Source organism: Acrocarpospora macrocephala, from assembly GCF_009687865.1.
Classification (GTDB): domain Bacteria; phylum Actinomycetota; class Actinomycetes; order Streptosporangiales; family Streptosporangiaceae; genus Acrocarpospora; species Acrocarpospora macrocephala.
This window is the reverse complement of sequence record NZ_BLAE01000021.1, coordinates 132401-156125: the sequence shown is the minus strand read 5'-3', so window position 1 is coordinate 156125 and position 23725 is coordinate 132401. Positions and strand designations below refer to the sequence as shown.

The window sequence follows — 23725 nt, the reverse complement described above, 5'->3', positions numbered from 1 at the left end:
CGCCAACACCATGGCCCACCCCGCCACCCGCCGATCCACCTCCCGCACCCGCACAGGAAACACACTCAACATCCCCACCGCCAACAACCACCCCGCCCAAACCACCCGCATCACCCCCTCACCTCCCCCTTGCCGCATGAGAAGCCGCGCCGTCCAGGCTGCGGGAGGACGGCATGACTGTCACCTCCATGAGGCGGAAGGCCGGGGAGCGCCGAGGCGTGCGAGTTGGGCGTGGCCTGTCGTCTTGGGGGTGGCGTCGAGCGCTTCGGGGGGAGGGAGGGCGGCATGACCGTCACCTCCGTGAAGGCGGGAAGTGGGAACGCCGAGGTGGGTGAGTGGGCGCTTACAGCCATGCGGGTGAGGAGCAGAGCACCCCAGAGTGTGGGAAGGGCCACGACCTTCGGCTCCACGGGCGGTAGCCGGGAATTCCAAGGCCGAGGGTGGGATCGCAGGGTGCATGAGCGTTCACGTCCGCGTGGAGTGGGAGGGAGCACCACCATCCACATCTGCCGGGCAGGTGGCGTGGCGTTGGGGTGGGGGAGAGGTGTCAGGTTGGGAGGGGGGTGATGCGGCCGGCGGTTATTAGGGCGGATTCTTCGGATTCGGTGGTGAGGTGTTGGTTGAGGGTGCCTAGGAGGTCGCGGAAGAGGCGGCCGCTGGGGGTTGGGGGGACGATGCCTTGGCCTACTTCTTCGGTGACGGCGACGATGTGGGCGGTGGTTTGGCGCCAGGCTTGGAGGAGGTTGGCGCATTCGGTGTGGACTGGTTCGGGGCTGGCGGGGGGCCAGGCGTTGTGGGCGTCGATGGTGGCGGTTAGCCAGGTGCCGAGGCCGTCGATGAGGAGGACGCCGGTTTCTGTGGTCAGGAGGTGGGCGAGGTCGGTTGTTTCGAGGGTTCGCCAGTGGGCGGGGCGGCGGGCCTGGTGCGCTTTCAGGCGGGCTTGCCATTCGGGGTCGTCGTGGCCGGGGGAGGCGGTGGCCACATACGTCACCTCGGGTTCGGCGGCGAGGCGTAGTTCGGCTTCGGCGGATTTGCCGGAGCGGGAGCCGCCCAGGAGGAGGGTCCGGCGGGGCAGCGTCCGGGGACGCACGCGATCTGGGGGGGCTTTCGTGTCCAGTACCGTTCCGTCCGGGACGGTGATCGCTCCCCAGAATCGAAGCCTGCGCTCCAGTTCCGCTTCTGAGGGCGCCCGATGGTCGAGACCGACCGCCACGATCTGAGTGGCCTCGTCGACCAGACCACGACGCCGCAGGTCGCCCAGATGGTCGGGTCGCTCAAGAAGATCGATGAGCACGATGTCGTAAGGCTCGGCGCCCGACGCGTCGGTGCGATCAAGTCCATCCCGTCCCTGAGAGAGATGGGGTCTCTCAGCGCCCGGCGCGTTGGTCCGGTCAAGGACATCACGTCCGTGAGGTCCCTTAGTGCCTGGTGCGTTGGACCCGTGATCGTTGGCCGCGTTGGCCCCATCATCGTTGGCTCGGTCGCCGTCGGCCCGGTGGCCGTTGGCTTGGCTGGTGTTGGCTCGGTGGGCGTTGGGCTGGTCGGTGTTGGCTCGGTCGCCGTTCGCGAAGAGCAGGCGGTCGCCGTCGGGGGCGATCACGGAGTCGCCGTCGGGGGTGCGGGTCAGGTCGTGGTGGGTGAGTGGGATGTTGTCGTCGATGACCACGGAGAACGGGCGTCGAGGGGTCGTGACCCGGCCGCAGGACGCGCAGCGGCAGCCCTTTTCCGGCCATCCTCCGGGACCGGCGGTTCCAGTCAGCAGCACCTTCATGAGTCCCCCGTTTCTCGTGCCTCCGCAGGATAGCGGCGGCGCCAGGGGGGCCAAATCACGCCTGTGGATAACCCGGCGGGAGGGCGCCGCGAATGGCCTCCGTGTTTGAGGGATATCTCAGCGTTATAGGGTTCGTGGACCCGAGGGTTGTTCAGATCTGCCGGGCTTGGCCCCTGCGAAGGGTCCCGGCGGGTTCGGGGGTTCGCGGATTCCGCTGAGTTGTATCCGGGGTGACCCGGACCGCGCGATAAGGAGCGTATGGCATGACATGGCGTTGGCGTTATGAAAACGCGAACGGCGGTGAGGTAACCGATCGTCCTTTGCCGCGGGAGGTCTTCACCAGCCAGGCCGATGCCGAGTCGTGGCTCGGCGAGATCTGGCGTGACCTGCTGGAATCCGGTGTTGAGCAGGTCACCTTGCTGGAAGACGACCGACCGGAATACACCGGCATGTCATTGCGTCCCCAATAGTCCGGAAATAAAAAGCCCACTGGATATTCCGGAAAAGGAATGATCCAGTGGGCTTTCTTGTGCTCAGCGGAACCCATCTGCCGGGAAGCGCGGGGGCCGTGCTCAGAGGACCCGCCCGATGCCGTGCTCAGAGGCCCCTGTGCTCAAGGGAACTCATCCGTCGAGACCCCCGAAGCCCGTACTTCGGGCTGGGCTCGTGCTCGGAACCTGCGGATCAGGGGCACCTGTTCAGAGGCCACCATGCTCAGGACACCTGCTCAGGGTGCCATGCTCAGGGCATCTGACCAGGACCCCATGTCCAGAGCACCTGCTCAGGGGCGGCGGCTGGGGCTTACGGTCTTTGCGGGGTCGCGTTCGACCACGGAGCCGAGTGCGTCGTCGATCTGCTTCAGGGCGTCGGCTTCGAGCTTGACGCCGGACGCCTTCACGTTGTCGCGGACCTGTTCCGGCTTGGTGGCGCCCACGATGGCGGAGGAGACGTTCGGGTTCTGGAGCACCCAGGCGACCGCGAGCTGGGCCATGGTGAGGCCGTGGTCGGCGGCGATCGGCTTCAGGTCCTGGACGCGGCGGAGGACCTCGTCGCCCATCATCCGGCCGATGAAGCCGGATCCGGACGGATCGGTCGCCCGGGAACCCTCCGGCGGCGGCTGGCCGGGCAGGTACTTGCCGGTCAGCACGCCCTGCGCGATCGGCGACCAGACGATCTGGCCGATGCCCTCCTGCTCCGAGAGCGGCACGACCTCCGCCTCGATGACCCGCCACAACATCGAGTACTGCGGCTGGTTGGAGACCAGGCGGTCGAAGCCCATCTCGTCGGCGATCTTCACCGCCCTGGCGATCTGGTCGGCTGTCCATTCGCTGACGCCCACGTAGAGGACCTTGCCTTGCCGTACCAGATCGTCGAAGGCGCGGAGGGTCTCCTCCAGCGGGGTCTCCACGTCGAAGCGGTGGGCCTGGTAGAGGTCGACGTAGTCGGTGCCAAGGCGGCGGAGTGAGCCGTTGATCGACTCCATGATGTGCTTGCGGGACAGGCCCCGGTCGTTGCGGCCGGCGCCGGTCGGCCAGTAGACCTTGGTGAAGATCTCCAGCGACTCGCGCCGGATGCCGTTGAGGGCGCGGCCGAGGACCTCCTCGGCACGGGTGCCCGCGTAGACGTCGGCCGTGTCGAAGGTGGTGATCCCCTCGTCGAGGGCGGCGCGCACGCAGTCGCGCGCGGCCTCCTCCTCGACCTGCGAGCCGTGGGTGATCCAATTGCCGTAGCTGATCTCGCTGACGAGCAGACCGCTGCGGCCCAAGTGGCGGAATTCCATTACCGCACCCTACTAACTAGAAAGTCGTGATCTGGACTGCCGCAGCGGTGAGTAGCCTGGTCGGCGGCCTCGCGGCCGTCTATGGGACGGGTTTCTGGTTAGTAAAACAGACTCACTTCTTGACCGGCACCGGCTTACCCCCAGGCAGCACGGTCGGCTTGGGGAAGCGCAGCCTGCGGATCTGCGAGGAGCGCATGGCCGCGTAGAAGCCGACGCCCTTCAGGTTCTCATCGGGATACCTCCGGGCCGCCTCCTTCTTGACCCGGCCGGCCACGTAGAAGGAGCTCACCAGCACCAGAACCATGACCAGCGGCAGCGACATCGTGTAGAGGGTGAGGACCCACCGGCGGATCTCCGGCGGGAACGGGACCATCGACGCCAGCATGATCAGCAGCACGGCGGGCAGGAAATACTGCCCCGGCAACCGGCGCGAGTCGACGAAGTCCCTGGCCAATTTGCGGACCGGGCCACGGTCACGGGCGGGCAAATATTTCTCCTCGCCGCGGAGCATCCCCTCCCGGGCGCGTTCCCGTAGCAGCCGATCCCGCTCCCGGGCCTGCTTGTAGGCCTCTTTGCGGTTGGACGGCGCCGTCACCGGCGACCTGCGGCGCCCCTGCGCCTCGCTCCGCTTGGGGGTTGGACGCCCCTTGGCCGGAGTCCCCTGGGGCCTAAGATCTTCCACAGGGACGGGGGAGTCGTCCGTGGTGGGCTGGGTACGACGTCGGAACACGTTGTCCAGCGTACCGGGAGTGCAACTTAGTGACGCCCCCGTGCGTTATGCGTAGGGTGAACCTAGGCGGTCAACCCGCTTGTCGGGGCAATTGAACGACTGGGGTTACCCCCGCACAACCTTAAGAAGGGGACGGCCGACGCGCATGAGCGTGATGAAGAGACTTTCCATGATCTTCAAGTCCAAGGCCAACAAGGCCCTGGACAAGATGGAGGACCCGCGGGAGACCCTGGACTACTCCTACCAGAGGCAGCTGGAATTGCTGCAGAAGGTGCGCCGGGGCGTGGCGGATGTGGCGACCAGCCGCAAGCGGGTCGAGTTGCAGATCAACCAGGCCGAAGCCGAGGCCGCCAAGCGTGAGCAGCAGGCCAAGGCCGCCTTGTCCTCGGGCCGGGAGGACCTGGCCCGGGAGGCGCTGGCCCGGCGGGGCACGATCCAGACCCAAGTGGCCGATCTGCGAATCCAGTACAACAACCTCCAGGGCGAGGAGGAGAAGCTGACCCTCGCCAGCCAGCGTCTCCAGGCCAAGGTCGACTCCTTCCGTACCAGGAAAGAGACGATCAAGGCCACCTACACCGCGGCCGAGGCGCAGACCCGGATCAACGAGGCGTTCTCCGGCATCTCCGAGGAGATGGGGGACGTCGGTCTGGCGATCCAGCGGGCCGAGGACAAGACCGCCCAGATGCAGGCGCGGGCCGGGGCGATCGACGAGCTGCTGGCCAGCGGCGCGCTCGACGACTTCACCGGGCAGCGTGACGACATCCAGGCCGAGCTCGACCGGATGGGCGGCGGCAGCGACGTCGAGCTGGAAATCGCCAGAATGAAGGCGGAACTGGGGCAGGCGCCGGCGCCGAAGAGCGCGATCGAGCAGGGCCAGCCTGCCGGGCAGCAGCACACCCAGCAGATCCGCCAGCCGGGGGAGGCACAGTGATCGTACGAATCATGGGAGAGGGCCAGGTCCAGATCGGCGACGGTGATCTCGACGTCCTGAACGCCCTGGACACCGAACTCGAGCGGGCCATCGAGGCCGACGACGAGGCCATCTTCCGCACCAAACTGCACGCGTTGCTGGACAAGGTCCGGCATGTGGGCAAGGCGCTCCCGGACGACTCGCTGGAGGCGTCCGAGCTTATCCTGCCTCCCGCTGACGCCTCGATCGAGGAGGTCAGGGAGATGCTCGGGGACTCGGGGCTCATCCCCGGGTGACCAGGTTCCGATGACCAGGTTCGAACCCGATCGGGGGCTGACCGGGCGCATGGTGGCGACCATGTTCCTGCTCGGGCTGCTGTACGTCGCGTTCATGGCGGTGCTCATCGCCGTCGGGACGCAGGCGATCGTCGTCGCGGTGATCGCCGTGGGCTTCCTGCTGGCGCAGTACTTCCTGTCCGATCGGATCGCGCTGTTCGCGATGCACGGGCGGGAGGTCTCGCCGCAGGAGGCCCCCGAGCTGCACGGTGTGATCGACCGGCTGAGCGCCCTGGCCGACATGCCGAAACCGCGGGTGGCCATCGCCGACTCGGATGTGCCGAACGCCTTCGCCACCGGGCGTAACCAGAAGAACGCCGTCGTCTGCGTGACGACCGGGCTGCTGCGGCGGCTGGAACCGGAGGAGCTGGAGGGCGTGCTCGCCCACGAGCTCTCTCATGTCGCCCACCGCGACGTGGCCGTCATGACCATCGCCTCGTTCCTGGGCGTGCTGGCGGGGCTGATCACGCGGTTCACGCTGTACTCGGGGCTGGGGCGCAGCCGCAACCAGAACGGGCCGCCGATCGGGCTGATCATCCTGCTCGTGTCCGGGATCGTGTACGCGGTGAGTTTCCTGCTCACCCGGCTGCTGTCGCGCTATCGCGAGCTGGCCGCGGATCGAGCCGGAGCGCTGCTCACCCAGCGGCCTTCCGCGCTGGCCAGCGCGCTGACGAAGGTCACCGGGGACATCGCCAGGATTCCGACCAGGGACCTGCGGGCGAACCAGGCGTTCAACGCGTTCTTCTTCGTGCCCGCGCTGTCCCGCGCCAGCATCGCCACGCTGTTCGCGACGCATCCGCCGCTGGACCGCAGGCTGGAGCAGCTGGCCCGGATCTCCGCCGAGCTGGGCCGCCGCTGATGGGCTGGTTCGACGCGCTGCTGGGCCGCTCCAAGCCCGCCCGGCCGGATCTGGACGCGCTGTTCGCGCTGCCGTCGGCCGCGATCAGCCTGCAGGTCGCGATGGCCTTCGCCCCGGCCGGGCAGGGCTCGGTCTGCTTCCGCGCCGCCGAGGGCGCCGCCTTCGCCGAGCTCCAGTCGGACATCCAGGCCCTGCTCGGCAAGGTCGAGATTTCTCAGGACTCGTACGGTTACACGTGGCTGCTCGCCCGAAACGACGATATTTCGGCACTTGTCACGGATTTGCACGCGGTCAACTCCACCCTGGAGTCGGCCGGGTTCGGACCGTCCCTGCTGTGCACACTGGTGTCCTTCACCGACCCCGCCGGGCGGCGCCTGGCCCTGGTCTACCTGTACAAACAGGGCACGTTCTACCCGTTCGCCCCCCTCGACCGCGAACGCCGCGACAACGCGCTCGAGCTCCAAGCCCGGGGCGTCCTGGCCGCCGAGCTGAAAATCGAGCCGGATCTCTCCCGCTGGTTCCCGGTCTGGGGCGCTCCCGGCGTCTGATGGTGTGGAATGTGGGCATCAGCTGGCTGCCCAGGGGAGGCACTGTGAAGGCTTGGACCCACGTCGCGCGAACCGACGCGATCGCCGCCGAGGTGATCCGCATGGCGAAAGCCGTACGGGACCGGAATCCGGCCACGCCGGTGCCCACCTGCCCGGCCTGGGATCTGCGGGAACTCGTCGTGCACACCGGGAGCATCCACCGCTGGGTCACCGCGATGGTCCGCGACCTCACGCCGACGCGCTATGAGCGCGCCGAGATGGACCTCGGCATCCCCGAACTCGCCGGCGAGCACGCCTCCTGGCTGGAGGCGGGGGCCGCGCCGCTGGCCGAGGCGCTCAGGTCACAGCCCCCGGACGCGGCCATGTGGTCCTGGGGTAGCGACCGGCACGTGCGATTCTGGTCCCGCCGGCAGCTGCACGAGAGCGTCATCCACCGGGTGGACGCCGAACTGGCGCTCGGCATCGCGCCCGAGATCGACGAGAGCATCGCGGCCGACGGGGTGGAGGAGTTCCTCGACGTCCTGCCGTACGCGCGCTGGCGGCCGCAGCTGGCCGACCTGCACGGCGGCGGCGACAGCATCGCCTGGCAGGCCGACACCGGCGCGGCCTGGCTGATCACCCTGACCCCGGAGGGCTTCCGCTATGAGCACTCCAGCGCCCCCGGCGACGTCACCGTGCGCACCGCCACCGCCGCCGACCTGATGCTGCTGGCCTGGCGCCGGCGCAGCTACCAGGACTACGCGGTCGAGGGCGACGTCAAGCTGCTGCAGTGGTGGGTCGACCACTCCGCAATCTGATCGCCAAGAGCGCGTGGCGGTCCCCGGCGGGGCGATCGGCCGCTGATGTGATCCGCCCATGATCAACCTTAGGCACGCGGCCGCCGCCGCGTTCGTCGTGACCGGGCTTCTCGGCACTCCCGCGTTCGCCGCCGCACCCGACGGGTATGCCGGTGTCGTGGTGAAAGGATCGCGTATCTCCGTCACCGGCCACGGCAACGTCTCCGCCCCGCCCGACCTGATGCGCCTGCAGGCGGGCGTCGAGATCCGCCGCGCCACGGCCGGGGAGGCGTTCAAGGCGGCCAGGTCGGCCGCGGCCAAGCTCACCAAGATCCTGCTCGGCGCGGGCCTGGCCGAGAAGGACCTGCGCACCAGCGAGCTCTCGCTCGGCCCCGAGTACGAGAACTACCCCAAGATCATCGGCTACCGCGCCACCCAGGGCGTCGAGGCGGTCGTCCGCGACCTGACCCAGGCCGACAAGGTCATCGACGCCGCCGCCGGACTGGGGGAGGACGCCCGCCTGAACGGCATCCACTTCGAGATCTCCGACCAGAACGCCATCCTGGTGGCCGCCAGGGACGCCGCCTTCAAGGACGCCATCGCCAAGGCCAGGCAGTACGCCAAGCTCGCCGGCTGCAGGCTGGGCAAGATCGTCTCGGTCAGCGAGGAGGGCGGCGACGTCCCGGGCCCGATCCCCTACCACGGCCCGATGGCCGTGGCCGACAAGGCCTCGATCTCGCCGGGCCGCCAGTCGGTGGGCGTGACCGTCACTCTCACGTACGAGCTGAAGTGATCAATCGGCCCGGCTGGGTTCGCCCCAGCCGGGCTGATGACCGTTACGGCAGCGCGAGCATGCGGTCCAGCGCGACCTTCGCCCAGTGCGTGGTGTCGGCGTCGACGGTGATCTGGTTGACCAGGTGCCCGTCGGCCAGCGACTCCAGCGCCCAGACCAGGTGCGGCAGGTCGATCCGGTTCATCGTGGAGCAGTAGCAGACGGTCTTGTCGAGGAACGTGACCGTCTTGTCGGGGAACATGGTGCCCAGCCGCTTGACCAGGTTCAGCTCCGTGCCGATCGCCCAGGAGGAACCCGCGGGGGCGGCTTCGAGGGTCTTGATGATGTATTCGGTGGAGCCCACGAAGTCGGCCTTGGTCACGACCTCGTGCCGGCATTCGGGGTGCACCAGGACGTTCACGCCGGGAATCCGGGCCCGTACGTCGTCCACGCAGTCCGCGGTGAAGCGGCCGTGCACCGAGCAGTGGCCCTTCCACAGGATCATGCGGGCGTCCCGCAGGGCGGCGTCGGTGAGGCCGCCGTTGGGCCGGTGTGGGTTGTAGACGACGCAGTCGTCCAGGCCGAAGCCCAGCTCCAGCACGGCGGTGTTGCGCCCGAGATGCTGGTCCGGCAGGAACAGCACCTGGCTGCCCTGCTCGAACGCCCACTCCAGCGCCCGCCGCGCGTTGGAGGAGGTGCAGACCGCGCCCCCGTGGCGCCCGCAGAAGGCCTTGATGTCGGCGCTGGAGTTCATGTAGGTGATCGGCACCACCTGGTCGGCGATGCCCGCCTCCTCCAGCGCCTCCCAGCACTCCTCGACCTGGTTGAAGGTGGCCATGTCCGCCATCGAGCACCCGGCTGCCAGGTCGGGCAGCACGACGCGCTGCGCGTCGGAGGTGAGGATGTCGGCGGATTCGGCCATGAAGTGCACCCCGCAGAACACGATGTACTCCGCGCCGGGCCGGGCCGCGGCCTCGCGCGCCAGCTTGAACGAGTCGCCGGTCACGTCCGCGAACTGGATCACCTCGTCCCGCTGGTAGTGGTGCCCCAGCACGAACAGCCGGTCGCCGAGCCGATCCTTCGCCGCTCTGGCCCGGGCCACCAGCGTGGGGTCGGAGGCCGGCGGGAGTTCACCCGGACAGTCCACCCCACGTTCGCTGTGCGGATCGGTGCCCTGGCCGAGCACGAAGAGCGGAAGACTCGTGGTCGTCACTGACCACACCCCCTTCGGGGACTTATCGTCGAACTGACGACTAATGATTACACACGAGTTGGGGGTGTTTATTCCCCGGGGTAGGGGATGGGGGAATGTCAGTCGAGGGCGAGGTGTTGGTAGCGTCTAAGGACGACATCAATCGGCCGCTCTCCCATGGGTGGCTGAAGCAGACGGTGGGAGTCACTACATGACGGTTGAGAGCAGCGAGCAGACCACGCAGCAGGGGCTCCTCCTGACTGACGCGGCCGCCGCCAAGGTCAAGAGCCTGCTGGACCAGCAGGGTGAGGAAGGGCTGCAGCTGCGCGTCGCCGTGCAGCCGGGCGGCTGTTCGGGCCTGCGCTACCAGCTCTACTTCGACGACCGGTCGATGGACGGGGACGTCGTGTCCGACTTCGGCGGCGTCGGTGTCGTCACGGACCGCATGAGCGCGCCGTACCTGATCGGGGCGACGGTGGACTTCGTGGACACGATCGAGAAGCAGGGCTTCACGATCGACAACCCGAACGCCACGGGCTCCTGCGCCTGCGGCGACTCGTTCAACTAACGGGGACCGGGTTAACCCACCCTGTACGGCGCGTGCCGTACAGGGTGGTGGCATGTGTCCGGATCGTGAGTTCGGGCGGGCGCGAAGTCGCGTATTCTTGCGTGGCTCGCGATCTGGCGGGCTCAAGAACGCGCTGCTGACAACGAGGAGAATGACCCCGTGCGCATCGCCGTCACCGGCTCCATCGCCACCGACCAACTGATGACCTTCCCGGGCCGGTTCGCCGACCAGCTCGTCGCCGAACAGCTCGACCGTGTCTCACTGTCCTTCCTGGTCGACGACCTGCAGGTCCGCCGGGGCGGCTGCGCGGCCAACATCGCCTTCGGCATGGGCTGCCTGGGCCTGACCCCGATCCTGGTCGGCGCCGTCGGCGCCGACTTCGCCGACTACCGCTCCTGGCTGGAGCGCCACGGCGTGGACTGCGCCTCCGTGCACGTCTCCGAGCTGCGCCACACCGCGCGCTTCCTGTGCACCACCGACGAGGAGCACAACCAGATCGCCTCCTTCTACACCGGCGCGATGGCCGAGGCCCGCGAGATCGAACTGGGCCCGATCGCCGACCGGCTGGGCGGCCTGGACCTGGTCCTGATCAGCCCCAACGACCCCGACGCGATGCTCAGGCACACCGACGAGTCCCGCAGCCGTGGCATCGCGTTCGCGGCCGACCCCTCCCAGCAGCTGGCCCGGATGCCCGGCGACCAGATCCGCCAGCTCATCGAGGGCGCGGCGTATCTGTTCAGCAACGACTACGAAAAGGGCATGATCGAGCAGAAGACCGGCTGGTCGGACGACGACGTGCTGTCCCGGGTGGGCGTCCGGATCACCACGCTCGGCCCGAAGGGCGCCAGGATCGACCAGGTCGGCGAGCCCTCGCTGCACATCTCGCCCGCCCCGGAACTGGGCAAGGCCGACCCCACCGGCGTCGGCGACGCGTTCCGGGCCGGCTTCCTGTCCGCCCTCGCCTGGGGCCTGTCGCTGGAGCGCTGCGGCCAGGTCGGCAACCTGACCGCCACCCACGTCCTGGAGCGCATCGGCTGCCAGGAGTACGAGCTGGGCCAGCAGACCTTCCTCGACCGTTTCTCCGGGGCGTACGGCAAGGCCGCCGCCGCCGAGGTGGCCGAGCACGTGCGCTGCTACCACCCCTGACCCGCCTGAGCGGGCCACCGGCGAGGTGGCCCGCTCAGCGTGGCGTCACTCCTGCGCGTAGATCTGGCCGACGGTCATGGCCAGCTTCTCGTCCGGCAGGTGCGCGGCCAGGTCGGCCTCGCTGATCATGCCGACCAGCCGGTGGTTCTCCAGCACCGGCAGCCGCCGGATCTGGTTCTCCTGCATGGCCGTGAGCGCGTCGTCGACATCGGCGTCGGCGTTCACCCAGACGAGCGTGCCCTCGGTCAGGTCGCCGGTCCTGACCTTGGCCGGGTCGTGCCCCGCCGCGATGCACCGCACCACGATGTCCCGGTCGGTGATGATCCCCTTGAGCCGGTCGTCGGTCCCGCACACGGGCAGCGCCCCGACGTCCATCTCGCGCATCATCTTGGCCGCGACGTCCAGCGTCTCGTTCTCGCCCACGCACTCGCACCCGAAGTGCATGATCTCCCGTGCCGTGGTCATGGCGATTTCCCCCTTTTTGTCCGGTTTCAATCGCTACGTACCCCGTCGGCGGGGATTAATAGTTAATAGTTACGGCGCACATGGATCGACCAGCCGCCCTGGGGGAGTTCGTAGCTGGCCACGTGCTCGTGGGACTTCAGGCGGCACCAGGCCGGGATGTCGGTGAACGCGGCCGGGTCGTCCGCGAGGACCGCGACGACGGCGCCGAGGCCGACGGTGTTGATCTGGTCGGCCAGCATGATGATGGGGATGGGGCACTTGCGGCCCAGGGCGTCAATGGTGAGGGCGGTGGCCGGGGGAGCGGAGGGGCGGGCGGCCGCGGATTCCTGCGGCAGTTCCCGCGGAGCGGGCTTGCGGCGCCACATCACTGGAACCCCCGGATGATGATGTCCCCGAACATCTAGTGCACTCCCAGACTATGACGGATGCGGCGGACGATATCCGGCAGGACGGTGAGGAATCTCTCCACATCATCCGCGGAAACGCCACGGGGCAGCGATACCCGGACGTTCCCATGCGTAAGCACGCCCATCGCCTCAAGCACATGTGACGGTCGAAGCGTACTCGCCGTGCATGAACTTCCTGACGACACGGCGAAACCCGCCTTGTCCAGCTCTGTCAGGAGCGCCTCACCTTCTACATAGAGGCAGGAAAATGTCACCAGGTGGGGAAGACGTTCCACCGGGTCGCCGATCACCTCGACATCGGGCACCAGGCGCGGGACCTCGTGGCGGATCCGGTCCACGAGGGCGGACAGGCGGGCCGACTCGGCCGCCGCCTCGGCCACGCGGGCGCGCAGCGCCGCCGCGGCGGCGACCACCGCGGGCACGTTCTCGAACCCTGGCACCCGTCGGCTCTCCCGGTCGTCCTCGGGGTACGGCGAGCGCCACCGCACCCCTTTACGGACGGCCAGCACGCCCACCCCCGCCGGGCCGCCCCATTTGTGCGCGCTGGCGGCCAGGATCGACCAGCCGGGCGGGATCGGCAGCCGTCCGGCCGACTGGGCCGCGTCCACGAACAGCGGCACCCCCGCCGCCTGGCAGGCCTCGCCCGCCTCGGCCACCGGCTGCAGGGTGCCGACCTCGTGATTGGCGGTCTGCAGGCAGGCCAGCGCCGTGCCCGGCTCGGCGACCGCGGCGGCGAAGGCGGCGGGGGAGACCCGGCCGGTGATCTCCACGCCCACGGTCTCGACGCTTCCCCCGTCACGTTCGTGCACCCCGGCCGCGTGCAGCACGCTGGAATGCTCGACGGCACTGACCACCAGGCGCCGGCCTGCGCGTTTGCGGCCGGCCAGCCCGCCGAGCACGCCCAGATGCACGGCCTGGGTGCCGGAGGAGGTGAAGGAGACCTCGTCGGCTCGGGCGCCCAGGATCTCGGCCACCTCCGCCCTGGCCTGATCGAGCAGGAGGCGGACCCGGCGTCCTGAGCCGTACAGCCGGGCGGGGTCGGCCCAGCCCACGTCCAGGGCCGCCAGGAGGGCCTCGCGGGCCGCGGGATGCAGGGGCTCGGTGGAAGCCGCATCGAGGTACGCCACAGTGAGGACATTAACGGGGGCTGCTCAGAGGGGCAGTGCCAGTCCGCGCTAATGTGTCCCCCAGCATTGAAGTGAATCAAGTAAAGCGGGCGAGAAGATCTCCCGTTTGCAGTGGAATCTGAGAAACGCCCAGGGGAAGAGTCCTTTGGGCTTCATCTGTGGGGTAGGCGATCCGTGAGTCCGACCCGCCGTACGACACGGCGACCGTTGGCCCGCCGCCGGTTGCCCAGCCTCGCCGTGGTGGCGTTGCTGGTCGCGTCCGCGTCGGCGTGTAGTGCCGAAGAATGGTCCCGCGGGGCCATGCCCGAGCCGCAGACCCACCAGGGCAATACGATGCTGACCCTGTGGCTGGGCTCCTGGATCGCCGCGCTCGCGACCTTCGTCGTCGTCTTCGGCCTGATCATCTGGTCCGTGATCTTCCATCGGAAGCGCAAGCACTCCGACCAGCAGCTGCCGCCGCAGGTGCGGTACAACCTGCCGATCGAGATGCTCTACACGCTCGTGCCGCTGGTCATGGTGGCCGTGTTCTTCTACTTCACCGCGCGCGACGAGACCGAGATCATGAAGGTCACCGGGACCGCGCCCGTGAAGGTCAAGGTCGAGGGCTTCCAGTGGAGCTGGCGCTTCACCACTGAATACCAGGGCAAGACGGTCGTCGTCGCGGGGGTTCCCGCCGACCTGGCCAAGCAGTCCCTGGAGAACCCGCAGGGCCCGCAGCTGGTGCTGCCGGCCGGGTCCAAGGTGGAGTTCCTGCTTCACTCGCCGGACGTCATCCACTCCTTCTGGGTGCCGGCCTTCCTGTTCAAGCAGGACGTGCTGCCCGGCTTCAACAACCGGTTCGAGATCGACACCCTCGACAAGACCGGCACTTTCTTCGGCCGCTGCGCCGAGCTCTGCGGAGTCGACCACAGCAGGATGCTGTTCTCGGTCAAACTCGTCCCGCAGGCCGAATTCGATCAGTATGTCGCTAGTCAGGCGGGGGGCGCCCAGTGACCGCCATTCCGGAACCGGCCGCGCTTCCCCCGCGGCCCTACCGCAAGGGCCGGCTCATCACGAGCTGGCTGTCCACCACGGACCACAAGGTGATCGGGCACCTCTACCTGATCACGTCGTTCGTGTTCTTCCTCATCGGCGGCGTGATGGCGCTGGTGATGCGGGCCGAGCTGGCCCAGCCGGGGATGGAGTTCGTCTCCAACGAGCAGTTCAACCAGCTGTTCACCATGCACGGCACGATCATGCTGCTGATGTTCGCGACCCCGCTGTTCGCGGGCTTCGCCAACGAGCTGATGCCGCTGCAGATCGGCGCGCCCGACGTGGCGTTCCCCCGGCTGAACATGGTCAGCTACTGGCTCTACCTGTTCGGCAGCATCATCGCGGTGAGCGGCTTCTTCAGCCCCGGCGGTGCGGCCGCGTTCGGCTGGACCGCCTACTCGCCGCTGTCCAACGCGGTCACCTCGCCGGGGATCGGCGCCGACCTGTGGATCATGGGTCTGGCCCTGTCCGGCCTGGGCACCATCCTGGGCGCGGTCAACTTCATCACCACGATCATCACGATGCGCGCGCCCGGCATGACCATGTTCCGGATGCCGATCTTCACCTGGAACATCCTGCTCACCAGCATCCTGGTGCTGCTGGCCTTCCCGGTGCTGGCGGCGGCGCTGCTGGTGCTGGAGGCGGACCGAAAACTCGGGGCGCACGTGTTCGACTCCGCGACCGGCGGGGCGATGCTCTGGCAGCACCTGTTCTGGTTCTTCGGGCATCCCGAGGTGTACATCATCGCCTTGCCGTTCTTCGGCATCATCACCGAGGTGCTGCCGGTCTTCAGCCGCAAGCCGATCTTCGGCTACATCGGCCTGGTCGGCGCCACCATCGCCATCGCCGGCCTGTCGGTGACGGTCTGGGCGCACCACATGTTCGTCACCGGGCAGGTCCTGCTGCCGTTCTTCTCGTTCATGACGTTCCTGATCGCGGTGCCCACCGGGGTGAAGTTCTTCAACTGGATCGGCACGATGTGGCGCGGCCATCTCTCGTTCGAGACGCCGATGTTGTTCGCGGTGGGCTTCCTCATCACGTTCCTGCTCGGCGGCCTGACCGGCGTCATCCTGGCCTCGCCGCCGCTGGACTTCCAGATCAGTGACTCCTACTTCGTGGTGGCGCACTTCCACTACGTGGTGTTCGGCACCGTCGTGTTCGCGATGTTCGCCGGGTTCTACTTCTGGTGGCCCAAGTTCACCGGCAAGATGCTCAACGACAAGCTGGGCAAGTGGCACTTCTGGACGCTGTTCATCGGCTTCCACCTCACGTTCCTGGTGCAGCACTGGCTGGGCGCGGCCGGCTTCCCCCGGCGGTACGCGAACTACTCGGCCGTGGACGGGTTCACCGACCTGAACATGATCTCCTCGGTGGGCGCGTTCCTGCTGGGCGCCTCCACGCTGCCGTTCCTGTACAATGTCTGGCTGACCCACCGGACCGCGCCCAAGGTCCTCGTAGACGACCCGTGGGGTTACGCGGGCTCGCTGGAGTGGGCCACGTCCTGCCCGCCGCCGCGGCACAACTTCCACGAGCTGCCCAGGATCAGGTCCGAGCGCCCGGCGTTCGACGCCAAGTATCCGCATCTGCCGGCCAAGCCCCCCATCGAGGAGAAAGTATGAAGGTCCAGGGCTGGATGTTCATCCTCTGCGGTGTCTTCTTCGCCGCGGCGGACCTGGTCTACTGGTTCTGGTCCAAGGAAGTGACCGGCACCACCGCGATGGCGATCTCGGTCGGGCTCGCCTTCATGATCGGCTACTACCTGCTCTTCACGGCCCGCAGGATCGGCGACCAGCCGGAGGACAACAAGGAAGCCGAGATCAGCGACGGCGCCGGTGAGCTGGGCTTCTTCAGCCCGCACAGCTGGTGGCCGCTGTTCACCACTCTGTCGGCGGCGCTGGCCTTCTTCGGCTTCGTGATCGGCTGGTGGCTGTTCATGATCGGCATGTTCGCGCTCATCATGAGCACGATCGGCTTCGTCTTCCAGTACTACCGGGGGAACTTCTCCCACTGAGGTCCATTACTTAGGTTTCACCAAGCCCCGGCGTGCCGATAAGCACGCCGGGGCTTTTCTTTTACTCGCCCGTCGGACGTACCGCCTGTAACTGGGTAATAACCCTACGAAAGGGATCAAACCGACGGGGGAGTACGCAACGTGCGAGCTACTGGTGCTGGGGCGCTGGCCCTGCTGATGGCGACAGGATGTTCCGCCGCGTCCGCGGTCGAGGAGAACCAGAAGGCCAAGAAGGGGTCCGCGCCGGCCCTGTACATCTCTCCGGCGAACGGAGGCAGGGATCTGCTGCCTGGGCACCCGATCAGGGTCGACTCCGCCAACGGCGCTCTCACGGCCGTCACGGTGACGACCAAGGGTAAGGCGGTGCCGGGCATCTTCAGCGCCGACAGGACCCGCTGGCGCAGCCTGCGCCCCATGCTGGCCGACACCCAGTACAGCGTGGCCGCGACCACCGCGGCCGGGTCAGCCCGCAGCGCGTTCTCCACCCTCAAGCCCAAGAGCGTCTACAACATCGAGCAGATCATCCCCAACAAGGACATATCAGGCCTGACGGTGGGCGTCGGCATGCCCATCATGGTCAGCTTCGACAAGGACATCGCCGACCGGGTCTCGGTGGAGCGGAACCTGTTCGTGCAGGCCTCCAGGCCGGTCGAGGGGGCCTGGCACTGGTTCGACAACAAGACCATCGCCTACCGGCCCAAGGAATTCTGGCCCGCGCACACCAAGGTCCGCTTCACCGCGCGCCTGTCCGGCGTGCGCGGCGCCGACGGCATGTACGGCGTGAAGGACTACGTCCGCGACTTCAAGATCGGGCGCTCCCAGATCAGCACGGCCAGCGTGCTCACCCACATGATGAAGATCAAGCGGGACGGCAAGCTGATCCGCAGCGTGCCGATCAGCGCCGGCAAGGGTGGTGTCACGAAATATCACACCACTAACGGCATTCACCTGGCCATGTCCCGCGAGCCGGTCACCGTGATGACCTCGCCCGACGCCGGCCCCGGTCAGGCCGGCTACTACTCCCAGACCGTCTACAACACCGTCCGCATCTCCAACAGCGGCGAGTACGTGCACTCCGCGCCCTGGTCGGTGGGCTCGCAGGGCTACTCCAACGTCAGCCACGGCTGCGTGAACATCAGCCCGGAGAACGCCCGCTGGTTCATCGACAACACGCTCATCGGCGACCCGATCATCATCACCGGCAGCCCGCGCGTGCTGGAGCCGCTGAACGGCTGGGGGCACTGGCAGGAGTCCTGGCCGGAGTGGCTGAAGTGGAGCCGCCTGCGCGCCGCCGAGACCGACAGCATGTGAAAAGGGCCCGGAGAATGAATCTCCGGGCCCTTTCCCCATGGTCTGGCTAGTGCTTGTCCTCACCCGAGCCGATGGCCGCGTGCCCGTGGCCGCCTTCCTCTTCGAGCGGGACGTGCTCGGTGCCGTACTTCTTGCTCAACACGGCCCGCGCCTTGCCCAGGATCGAGCGGGCGCCCTTCGGCGGGATGCCCTCGATGTCCGCCTCGCCGGGCAGGATCGGGAGCCGCGCCTTGCCGCGCAGGTGGTCGGCGATGTCCTCGGCCGGGGGCACGTGGACCTCGATGTACTGCCCGTTCGGCATGCGCTTGATGACGCCCGACTCCACGCCGTGCGACATGACCTCGGCGTCCTTGCGCTGCAGGCCCATGCAGATCCGGTACGTGACGACGTACGCCAGCGCCGGACCCAGGAACACCGCGAAGCGCCCGAAGATCGTCGTATGGTACAGGTCGATGTGGAAGAAGGCCGAGATCTCGTCGTTCGCGCCCAGCAGCCACAGCAGGCCGTAGAACACGACCGCCGCCATGCCGATCGAGGTGCGGTGCGGGTTGTTGCGAGGCCGGTCGGCGATGTGGTGCTCGCGCCGGTCCCCGGTGACCCACTGCTCGATGAACGGATAGAGCGCCAGGCCCGTCATGATGATGCCCATCGGCACCAGGGCGGGTATCAGCACGCTCAGCGGCAGGGTATAACCCAGGAAGTTGATCTCCCAGGCAGGCATCAGCCGCAGCGCGCCCTCCAGGAAGCCCATGTAGAAGTCCGGTTGCGACCCCGCCGAGATATCCGCCGGAGTGTAGGGACCGAACAACCAGATCGGGTTGATCTGCGCGAACGTCCCCAGCGCCGCGATGGCCGTGAACGTGAACAGGAAGTACGCCCCCGCCTTCGCCATGAAGGCCGGGTAGAACGGCGCTCCCACCACGTTGGTGTTGTTCCGCCCGGTCCCCGGCATCTGGGTGTGCTTCTGCACCCACATGAGGATCATGTGCGCCGAGATCAGCGCCAGCAGGATGCCCGGAATCAGCAGGATGTGCAGCGAGTAGAAGCGCGCGATCACATCCTCGCCCGGATACTCCCCGCCGAACAGGAAGAACGTGAGATACGTCCCGACCAGCGGCAGCGAGATCGCCACGCCCTCGGTGATCCGCAGACCGGCGCCGGAGAGCAGGTCGTCGGGGAGCGAGTAGCCGGTCAGGCCCTCCGCCAGCGCCAGCGTGAGCAGCAGGACGCCGATGATCCAGTTCAGCTCGCGCGGCTTGCGGTACGCGCCGGTGAAGAACACCCGGAGCATGTGCACGGTCATGCCGGCCACGAACAGCAGCGCCGCCCAGTGGTGCATCTGCCGCATCAGCAGACCACCGCGGACCTCGAAGCTGATCTTCAGGGTCGACGCGTACGCCTCCGACATCATGACGCCGCGCAGCTGCTCGTATGGGCCCTGGTACTCCACATGGCCCATGCCCGGCTTGAACCAGAACGTGAGGAACGTGCCGGTGAGCAGCAGGATGATGAACGAGTAGAGCGCGATCTCGCCGAGCAGGAACGACCAGTGGTCGGGGAAGACCTTGCGGAGGTTCCGCTTCAGGAAACTGCCCGCGCCCAGCCGGTCGTCCAGATAACTCGCGGGCCCGGCTATCAGCTTGGGCGTTTCCGTCAGGGCCGGTTCTTTCAGGGTGGTCATGATGCCTTCTCCCTGGCTTCCCTGGCCTCGGCCTCGGCGTCGCCGCGTTCCCAGAAGCTCGGGCCGACCGGGACGTCGAAGTCGGCTTCCGCGATGAGGTAGCCCTCGCTGTCCACGCCGATGGGCAGCTGCGGCAGCGGCCGGGCGGCCGGGCCGAAGATGACCTTCGCACCGTCGGTGGCGTCGAACGTGGACTGGTGGCAGGGGCAGAGAATGTGGTGGGTCGTCTGCTCGTACAGGGCGGCGGGGCAGCCCACGTGCGTGCAGATCTTCGAGTAGGCCACGATGCCGTCGTGGGTCCAGTTCTGGTTCGTGCCCGCCTTGAGCTGGTCGGAACGGAACTTGATCAGGATCAGCGTGGCCTTGGCGAGCGCGTTCAGGTCGTGCTCGTAGCCCTGCGGCACGACCGACAGGATGCCGCCGGGCGAGTTGAAGTCGGCGGCCCGGATCGGGGCGCCGGTGCCCTCCACGGTCAGCCGCAGGCCCTTCTTCCAGACCGTGTGCCGCAGCGAGGTGCCGGGCAGCGGGCCCAGGTCCTTCAGCAGGATCAGCGGGGCCAGGCCCAGCGGCGCGGCGGCCAGCAGCAGCGTGCGGCGCAGCAGCTTGTGCCGCACGAAGCCGCTCTCGTTGGCGCCCGCCACGAAGGTGTCGGCGACATACTCCTGCGTGTCCGGGGCGGAGACCATCGGGTGGCGCTCCTGGACCAGCGTGTACTTCGGCATGATCCGGCGGACCCAGAGCACGATGCCCGCGGCCAGCGAGAGCAGCGCCAGCGTGAGGCTGGTGCCCAGGGCCAGGTTGGAGGCCGCGGTGCTGTCCACCGTGCCGACCTGGAAGATCACATACGACGCGATGAACGCGACGCCGGACAGGAAGGTCACCAGGAAGAGCAGGGCGACCAGCCGCTCCGCCCGCCTGGCCGCGGCCAGGTCCGGATAGACGACGGCCGGGTCCTCGACGGGAGGCTGCGGTGGCGAGTCGCCGAGCACCGCGGTGCCCGCGGCGGGGGTGCCGATGACGCGCCTGGGCACGCGCGCGTCCTCTTCGTGGCTCGAATGCTCGTTGGAGGTCATTTCTTACGCTTCTTCGCGGTGATCCAGATGGCGGTCATAGACATGAAGCTGAGACCGGCGATCCAGACGACGAGGCCTTCGGTCACCGGGCCGATCCGGCCGAGGCCGAAACCTCCCGGGTCCTGCAACTCACGCATCTGCACGATGTAAGCGATCATGTTTCGCTTGTCCTCGGGCGTGATGATCGAGTCGTTGAAGACCGGCATCGCCTGCGGGCCCGTGACCATCGCCTCGTAGATCTGCTCGGGCGTGGCCTCGTTCAGGTTCGGCGCGTGTTTGCCGTAGGTGAGCGCGCCGCCCGCGCCGACGAAGTTGTGGCACTGGATGCAGTTCGCGCGGAACAGCTCGCCGCCCTTCGCCGCGTCGCCCTTGGCCGGGTCCACCATCTCGGCGGTGGGCCGCTGCGGGCCGCCGCCCAGGGACTGGATGTAGGCGGACAGCTGGGTGATCGCCTCCGGCGTGACCCACTCGCCGAGCGGCTTGCGCTCCATCTGCGGGCCAGGGCCGCCGGCCGGCATACGCCCGCTGCTGACCTGGAAGTCCACCGCCGCCGCGCCGACGCCGACCAGCGGCGGGCCCATCTTGGTGCCCTCGGCGTTCATGCCGTGGCAGCTCGAACAGTGGGCCACGAACAGGCTCTTGCCCTCGGCCACGTCGTCGGCCTTACCGGACGCGATCGCCGCGTCCGCTGAGTTGCTCGGCGCGAACAGGGCGTATCCTCCGCCGAGGAGGCCCAGCGCGAGCGCCACGACGGCGAGACGCGCGAGGGGATGCCGCCGTCGCGCGGTGATCGAGTTCACCGATATCCCCGTTCCGATCATTTGATGATGTAGATGGTCGCGAAAAGGCCGATCCAGACGACATCGACGAAGTGCCAGTAGTAGGACACGACGATGGCGCTGGTGGCCTGCTCATGCGTGAAGCGCTTCGCGGCGTACGTGCGTCCCAGCATGAACAGGAACGCGATCAGCCCACCCGTCACGTGCAGCCCGTGGAAGCCCGTGGTCAGGTAGAACACCGAGCCGTAGGCGTCGGAGGAGAGCGTCGTGCCCTCGTGCACCAGCGCGTTGTACTCGTACAGCTGCCCGGCGACGAAGACCGCGCCCATGAGGAAGCTGACGAGGTACCAGAACCGGAGCTTCTTGACCTGGCCCTTCTCCGCGGCCCATACGCCGAACTGGCAGGTCACACTGGAAAGGACCAGAATGATGGTGTTTGCCGTCGCGAACGGGATGTTCAGGTCGGCGTTCGGCCAGGGGAGACCCTGGTCGAGGCTGACCGATCGGATGGTGAAGTACATCGCGAACAGCGCCGCGAAGAACATGAGCTCAGAGGACAACCAGACGATCGTCCCCACGCTGACCAGGTTGGGCCGGCGGGACGCGTGTGGTGCCGTCGTCGTTGTAATTGCGGATGCTGTCGCCACGCCCAGCATTATTGCGGCTAACCTGCCCGGTCGCCTCTTCGGGGGGCTGTGTTGCCGGGTATGGTCGCGCGCGGGGGGTCGGGCAGGGCCGATACCATCGGCTTGACCACAGGCGGTTATTAACCAGAAACCCGTCCCACAGACAGCCGCACAACCGTCGACCAGGCGCCGCACCGCCGCGGCTGTCCAGATCACGACTTTCTGATTAATAGGAGTGTTGCGACGTGAAGGTTCTCATCTACAGCGATGACGCGAGCACCCGGGAGAAGGTGCGGACGGCGATCGGGCGGCGTCCGGCCGCGGATCTGCCCGAGGTGGAGATCGTGGAGAGCGCCACCCAGCCCGCGGTGCTCCGCTACCTGGACTCGGGGGGTTTCGATCTGGCGATCCTCGACGGCGAGGCCGCGCCCGCCGGGGGGATGGGGATCGCCCGCCAGGCCAAGGACGAGGTGCACAACTGCCCGCCGATCCTGCTGATCATCGCCCGCCGGGACGACCGCTGGCTGGCCAACTGGTCGCGCGCCGACGCGGTCGTGTCCCAGCCCCTCGACCCGATGGCGGTAGCGGAGACAGTGGCGGATTTGCTCCGCCGCCGGCCCGCGATCGCCTGACCCGGTCTGCCCGCCGTCCCTGAACCGACCGGCCCACCGGCATAGCACGATCATCCGGGCGATTCGGTTGGGATTCGCTGCCTTTCTGCCCCTCTTCGCTTATCAAGGAACGCCATGGACGCTCGCACCACCTGGCCGTCGCTTCTCCACGCGTTGCTCTCCGGCGAGGATCTGACCGCCGACGAGACCGCGTGGGCGATGGGCGAGATCATGTCCAACGCGGCCACCCCCGCGCAGTTCGCGGCCTTCGTGGTCGCGCTCCGGGCCAAGGGGGAGACCGTCGCGGAGGTGTCCGGGATGGCCAGGACCATGCTGGACCGCGCTACCGCCCTGGTCACCGTGGAAGGCGCGACCGTGGACGTGGTCGGGACCGGGGGTGACCGCGCGCACACCGTCAACGTGTCGACGATGGCGGCGATCGTGGCCGCCGCCGCCGGGGCGCGGGTCACCAAGCACGGCAACCGGGCCGCGTCCTCCCTGTGCGGGGCGGCCGACGTGCTCGAACATCTCGGCGTGGTTATCGACGCGTCCCCCGAGGCGACCGCCAGGATCGTGGCCGAAGCCGGGATCGCGTTCTTCTTCGCGCCCGTCTACCACCCGTCCATGCGCTTCGCGGGCCCGCCGCGCAAGGAGATCGGCGTCCCCACCGTCTTCAACTTCCTCGGCCCGCTCACCAACCCCGCCCAGCCCGTCGCCCAGGCGATCGGCGTCTTCGACGCCCGCATGCTCCCCGTCGTGGCCGGCGTCTTCGCCGAGCGCGGCGTCTCCGCCCTGGTCTTCCGCGGCGACGACGGCCTGGACGAACTCTCCACCGCCGCCCCCTCCACCGTGTACGTCGTGCGCGACGGCGTGGCCACCAAGACCACCTTCGACCCCCTGGACATCGGCATCCCCCGCTCCCAGCCCGGCGACCTGCGCGGTGGCGACCCCGAGTTCAACGCCAACGCCATCCACGACCTCCTCGGCGGCAAGCCCGGCCCCATCCGCGACGCCGCCCTCCTCAACGCCGCCGCCGCCCTCACCGCCCTCGACGGCCCCACCACGGAAACCCTCAACACCCAACTCCGCGACAACTACACCCGCGCCGCCCACGCCATCGACTCCGGCACCGCCGCCACCACCCTCAACCGCTGGATAGAAATCAGCCAATCCACCAAGTAGGCAGATCGTCCGTCAGTCCTGCGGGGGATGAGG

At 68.0% G+C, this 23725-nt stretch carries 26 protein-coding genes; 15 read left to right on the top strand and 11 right to left on the bottom strand.

The features are described from left to right. Positions 1–547: 547 nt before the first annotated feature. A complete protein-coding gene (locus Amac_RS19835) occupies positions 548–1771 on the bottom strand; it encodes a bifunctional adenosylcobinamide kinase/adenosylcobinamide-phosphate guanylyltransferase (RefSeq protein WP_155355851.1) in 1224 nt (407 codons plus the stop codon). Between the two features lie 263 nt (positions 1772–2034). Between Amac_RS19835 and Amac_RS19830 the strand changes: the two genes are divergently transcribed. Further along, positions 2035–2241 (top strand): hypothetical protein, encoded by a 207-nt coding sequence (locus tag Amac_RS19830; protein ID WP_155346879.1) that lies wholly within the window; start codon positions 2035–2037, stop codon positions 2239–2241. Positions 2242–2552: 311 nt separating this feature from the next. Here Amac_RS19830 and Amac_RS19825 read toward each other — a convergent pair whose 3' ends face one another. Beyond that, a complete protein-coding gene (locus tag Amac_RS19825) occupies positions 2553–3551 on the bottom strand; it encodes an aldo/keto reductase family protein (protein ID WP_155355850.1) in 999 nt (332 codons plus the stop codon). 112 nt (positions 3552–3663) lie between these two features. Next, on the bottom strand, positions 3664–4281 hold the full coding sequence (locus Amac_RS19820; protein WP_155355849.1) for a DUF3043 domain-containing protein: 618 nt from the start codon (positions 4279–4281) through the stop codon (positions 3664–3666). Between the two features lie 145 nt (positions 4282–4426). On the opposite strand from Amac_RS19820, the gene Amac_RS19815 reads away from it, so the two are divergent. From Amac_RS19815 to Amac_RS19790, 6 genes are read left to right on the top strand one after another with little or no spacing between them, the layout of a single operon-like run. Continuing rightward, positions 4427–5212 carry a PspA/IM30 family protein gene (locus Amac_RS19815; protein WP_155346882.1) on the top strand — a complete coding sequence of 262 codons (786 nt, stop codon included), beginning with the start codon at positions 4427–4429 and terminating at the stop codon, positions 5210–5212. Then, a complete protein-coding gene (pspAA, locus tag Amac_RS19810; protein WP_155355848.1) occupies positions 5209–5487 on the top strand; it encodes a PspA-associated protein PspAA in 279 nt (92 codons plus the stop codon). The genes Amac_RS19815 and pspAA overlap by 4 nt, the downstream gene beginning before the upstream one ends. A 10-nt stretch (positions 5488–5497) precedes the next feature. Further along, positions 5498–6385, top strand: coding sequence for a zinc metalloprotease HtpX (gene htpX, locus Amac_RS19805; RefSeq protein ID WP_155355847.1), 888 nt, complete (start codon positions 5498–5500; stop codon positions 6383–6385). Further along, the gene (gene pspAB / locus Amac_RS19800; protein ID WP_155355846.1) at positions 6385–6933 is read left to right on the top strand and encodes a PspA-associated protein PspAB; all 549 of its coding nucleotides are present in this window, start codon (positions 6385–6387) and stop codon (positions 6931–6933) included. The genes htpX and pspAB overlap by 1 nt, the downstream gene beginning before the upstream one ends. Positions 6934–6977: 44 nt before the next feature. Continuing rightward, positions 6978–7730, top strand: a complete 753-nt coding sequence (locus Amac_RS19795) for a maleylpyruvate isomerase family mycothiol-dependent enzyme (protein WP_170322564.1) — start codon at positions 6978–6980, stop codon at positions 7728–7730. A gap of 58 nt (positions 7731–7788) precedes the next feature. Then, entirely contained in the window at positions 7789–8502 is a 714-nt protein-coding gene (locus tag Amac_RS19790; RefSeq protein WP_155355844.1) for an SIMPL domain-containing protein, read from the top strand. Between the two features lie 43 nt (positions 8503–8545). Here the strand turns inward: Amac_RS19790 and nadA are convergent, their stop codons facing one another. After that, positions 8546–9694, bottom strand: a complete 1149-nt coding sequence (nadA, locus tag Amac_RS19785) for a quinolinate synthase NadA (protein ID WP_246268496.1) — start codon at positions 9692–9694, stop codon at positions 8546–8548. Between the two features lie 190 nt (positions 9695–9884). Between nadA and Amac_RS19780 the strand changes: the two genes are divergently transcribed. Both Amac_RS19780 and Amac_RS19775 read left to right on the top strand, forming a co-directional pair. Then, positions 9885–10241, top strand: coding sequence for a HesB/IscA family protein (locus Amac_RS19780; RefSeq protein WP_155346889.1), 357 nt, complete (start codon positions 9885–9887; stop codon positions 10239–10241). Positions 10242–10400: 159 nt separating this feature from the next. Next, positions 10401–11387, top strand: a complete 987-nt coding sequence (locus tag Amac_RS19775; protein WP_155355842.1) for a carbohydrate kinase family protein — start codon at positions 10401–10403, stop codon at positions 11385–11387. Positions 11388–11432: 45 nt separating this feature from the next. On the opposite strand, the gene Amac_RS19770 is transcribed toward Amac_RS19775, so the two are convergent. The 3 genes from Amac_RS19770 to Amac_RS19760 all read right to left on the bottom strand — a co-directional run bounded on the left by Amac_RS19770 (position 11433) and on the right by Amac_RS19760 (position 13386). Further along, complete coding sequence (locus Amac_RS19770; protein WP_155355841.1) at positions 11433–11852, bottom strand: CBS domain-containing protein; 420 nt, start codon at positions 11850–11852, stop codon at positions 11433–11435. A gap of 62 nt (positions 11853–11914) precedes the next feature. Further along, positions 11915–12217 carry a sulfurtransferase TusA family protein gene (locus tag Amac_RS19765; RefSeq protein WP_155355840.1) on the bottom strand — a complete coding sequence of 101 codons (303 nt, stop codon included), beginning with the start codon at positions 12215–12217 and terminating at the stop codon, positions 11915–11917. 35 nt (positions 12218–12252) lie between these two features. Next, positions 12253–13386, bottom strand: coding sequence for a cysteine desulfurase family protein (locus Amac_RS19760; protein WP_155355839.1), 1134 nt, complete (start codon positions 13384–13386; stop codon positions 12253–12255). Positions 13387–13560: 174 nt separating this feature from the next. Between Amac_RS19760 and ctaC the strand changes: the two genes are divergently transcribed. The 4 genes from ctaC to Amac_RS19740 all read left to right on the top strand — a co-directional run bounded on the left by ctaC (position 13561) and on the right by Amac_RS19740 (position 17740). Then, positions 13561–14379 carry an aa3-type cytochrome oxidase subunit II gene (ctaC, locus tag Amac_RS19755; protein WP_155355838.1) on the top strand — a complete coding sequence of 273 codons (819 nt, stop codon included), beginning with the start codon at positions 13561–13563 and terminating at the stop codon, positions 14377–14379. Continuing rightward, on the top strand, positions 14376–16037 hold the full coding sequence (gene ctaD / locus Amac_RS19750; protein WP_155355837.1) for an aa3-type cytochrome oxidase subunit I: 1662 nt from the start codon (positions 14376–14378) through the stop codon (positions 16035–16037). Before ctaC ends, ctaD begins: the two co-directional genes overlap by 4 nt. Further along, complete coding sequence (locus Amac_RS19745) at positions 16034–16429, top strand: cytochrome c oxidase subunit 4 (RefSeq protein ID WP_155355836.1); 396 nt, start codon at positions 16034–16036, stop codon at positions 16427–16429. Before ctaD ends, Amac_RS19745 begins: the two co-directional genes overlap by 4 nt. A gap of 141 nt (positions 16430–16570) precedes the next feature. Continuing rightward, entirely contained in the window at positions 16571–17740 is a 1170-nt protein-coding gene (locus Amac_RS19740; RefSeq protein ID WP_246268494.1) for a L,D-transpeptidase, read from the top strand. Between the two features lie 46 nt (positions 17741–17786). On the opposite strand, the gene qcrB is transcribed toward Amac_RS19740, so the two are convergent. The 4 genes from qcrB to ctaE are packed head-to-tail and all read right to left on the bottom strand — an operon-like array spanning position 17787 to position 21929. Beyond that, the gene (gene qcrB / locus Amac_RS19735; RefSeq protein ID WP_155355835.1) at positions 17787–19421 is read right to left on the bottom strand and encodes a cytochrome bc1 complex cytochrome b subunit; all 1635 of its coding nucleotides are present in this window, start codon (positions 19419–19421) and stop codon (positions 17787–17789) included. After that, positions 19418–20494, bottom strand: a complete 1077-nt coding sequence (qcrA, locus tag Amac_RS19730; protein ID WP_155355834.1) for a cytochrome bc1 complex Rieske iron-sulfur subunit — start codon at positions 20492–20494, stop codon at positions 19418–19420. Before qcrA ends, qcrB begins: the two co-directional genes overlap by 4 nt. Further along, positions 20491–21294, bottom strand: a complete 804-nt coding sequence (gene qcrC, locus Amac_RS19725) for a cytochrome bc1 complex diheme cytochrome c subunit (protein ID WP_155355833.1) — start codon at positions 21292–21294, stop codon at positions 20491–20493. The genes qcrA and qcrC overlap by 4 nt, the downstream gene beginning before the upstream one ends. Positions 21295–21311: 17 nt before the next feature. Then, complete coding sequence (ctaE, locus tag Amac_RS19720) at positions 21312–21929, bottom strand: aa3-type cytochrome oxidase subunit III (RefSeq protein ID WP_155355832.1); 618 nt, start codon at positions 21927–21929, stop codon at positions 21312–21314. Positions 21930–22144: 215 nt separating this feature from the next. Here ctaE and Amac_RS19715 point away from each other — a divergent pair, with 215 nt between their 5' ends. Together Amac_RS19715 and trpD are read left to right on the top strand one after the other, a co-directional pair. Continuing rightward, positions 22145–22531 (top strand): response regulator, encoded by a 387-nt coding sequence (locus Amac_RS19715; RefSeq protein ID WP_155355831.1) that lies wholly within the window; start codon positions 22145–22147, stop codon positions 22529–22531. A gap of 114 nt (positions 22532–22645) precedes the next feature. After that, positions 22646–23692: an anthranilate phosphoribosyltransferase gene (gene trpD, locus Amac_RS19710; protein ID WP_155355830.1), complete on the top strand. Its 1047-nt coding sequence runs from the start codon at positions 22646–22648 to the stop codon at positions 23690–23692. Positions 23693–23725: the final 33 nt, after the last annotated feature.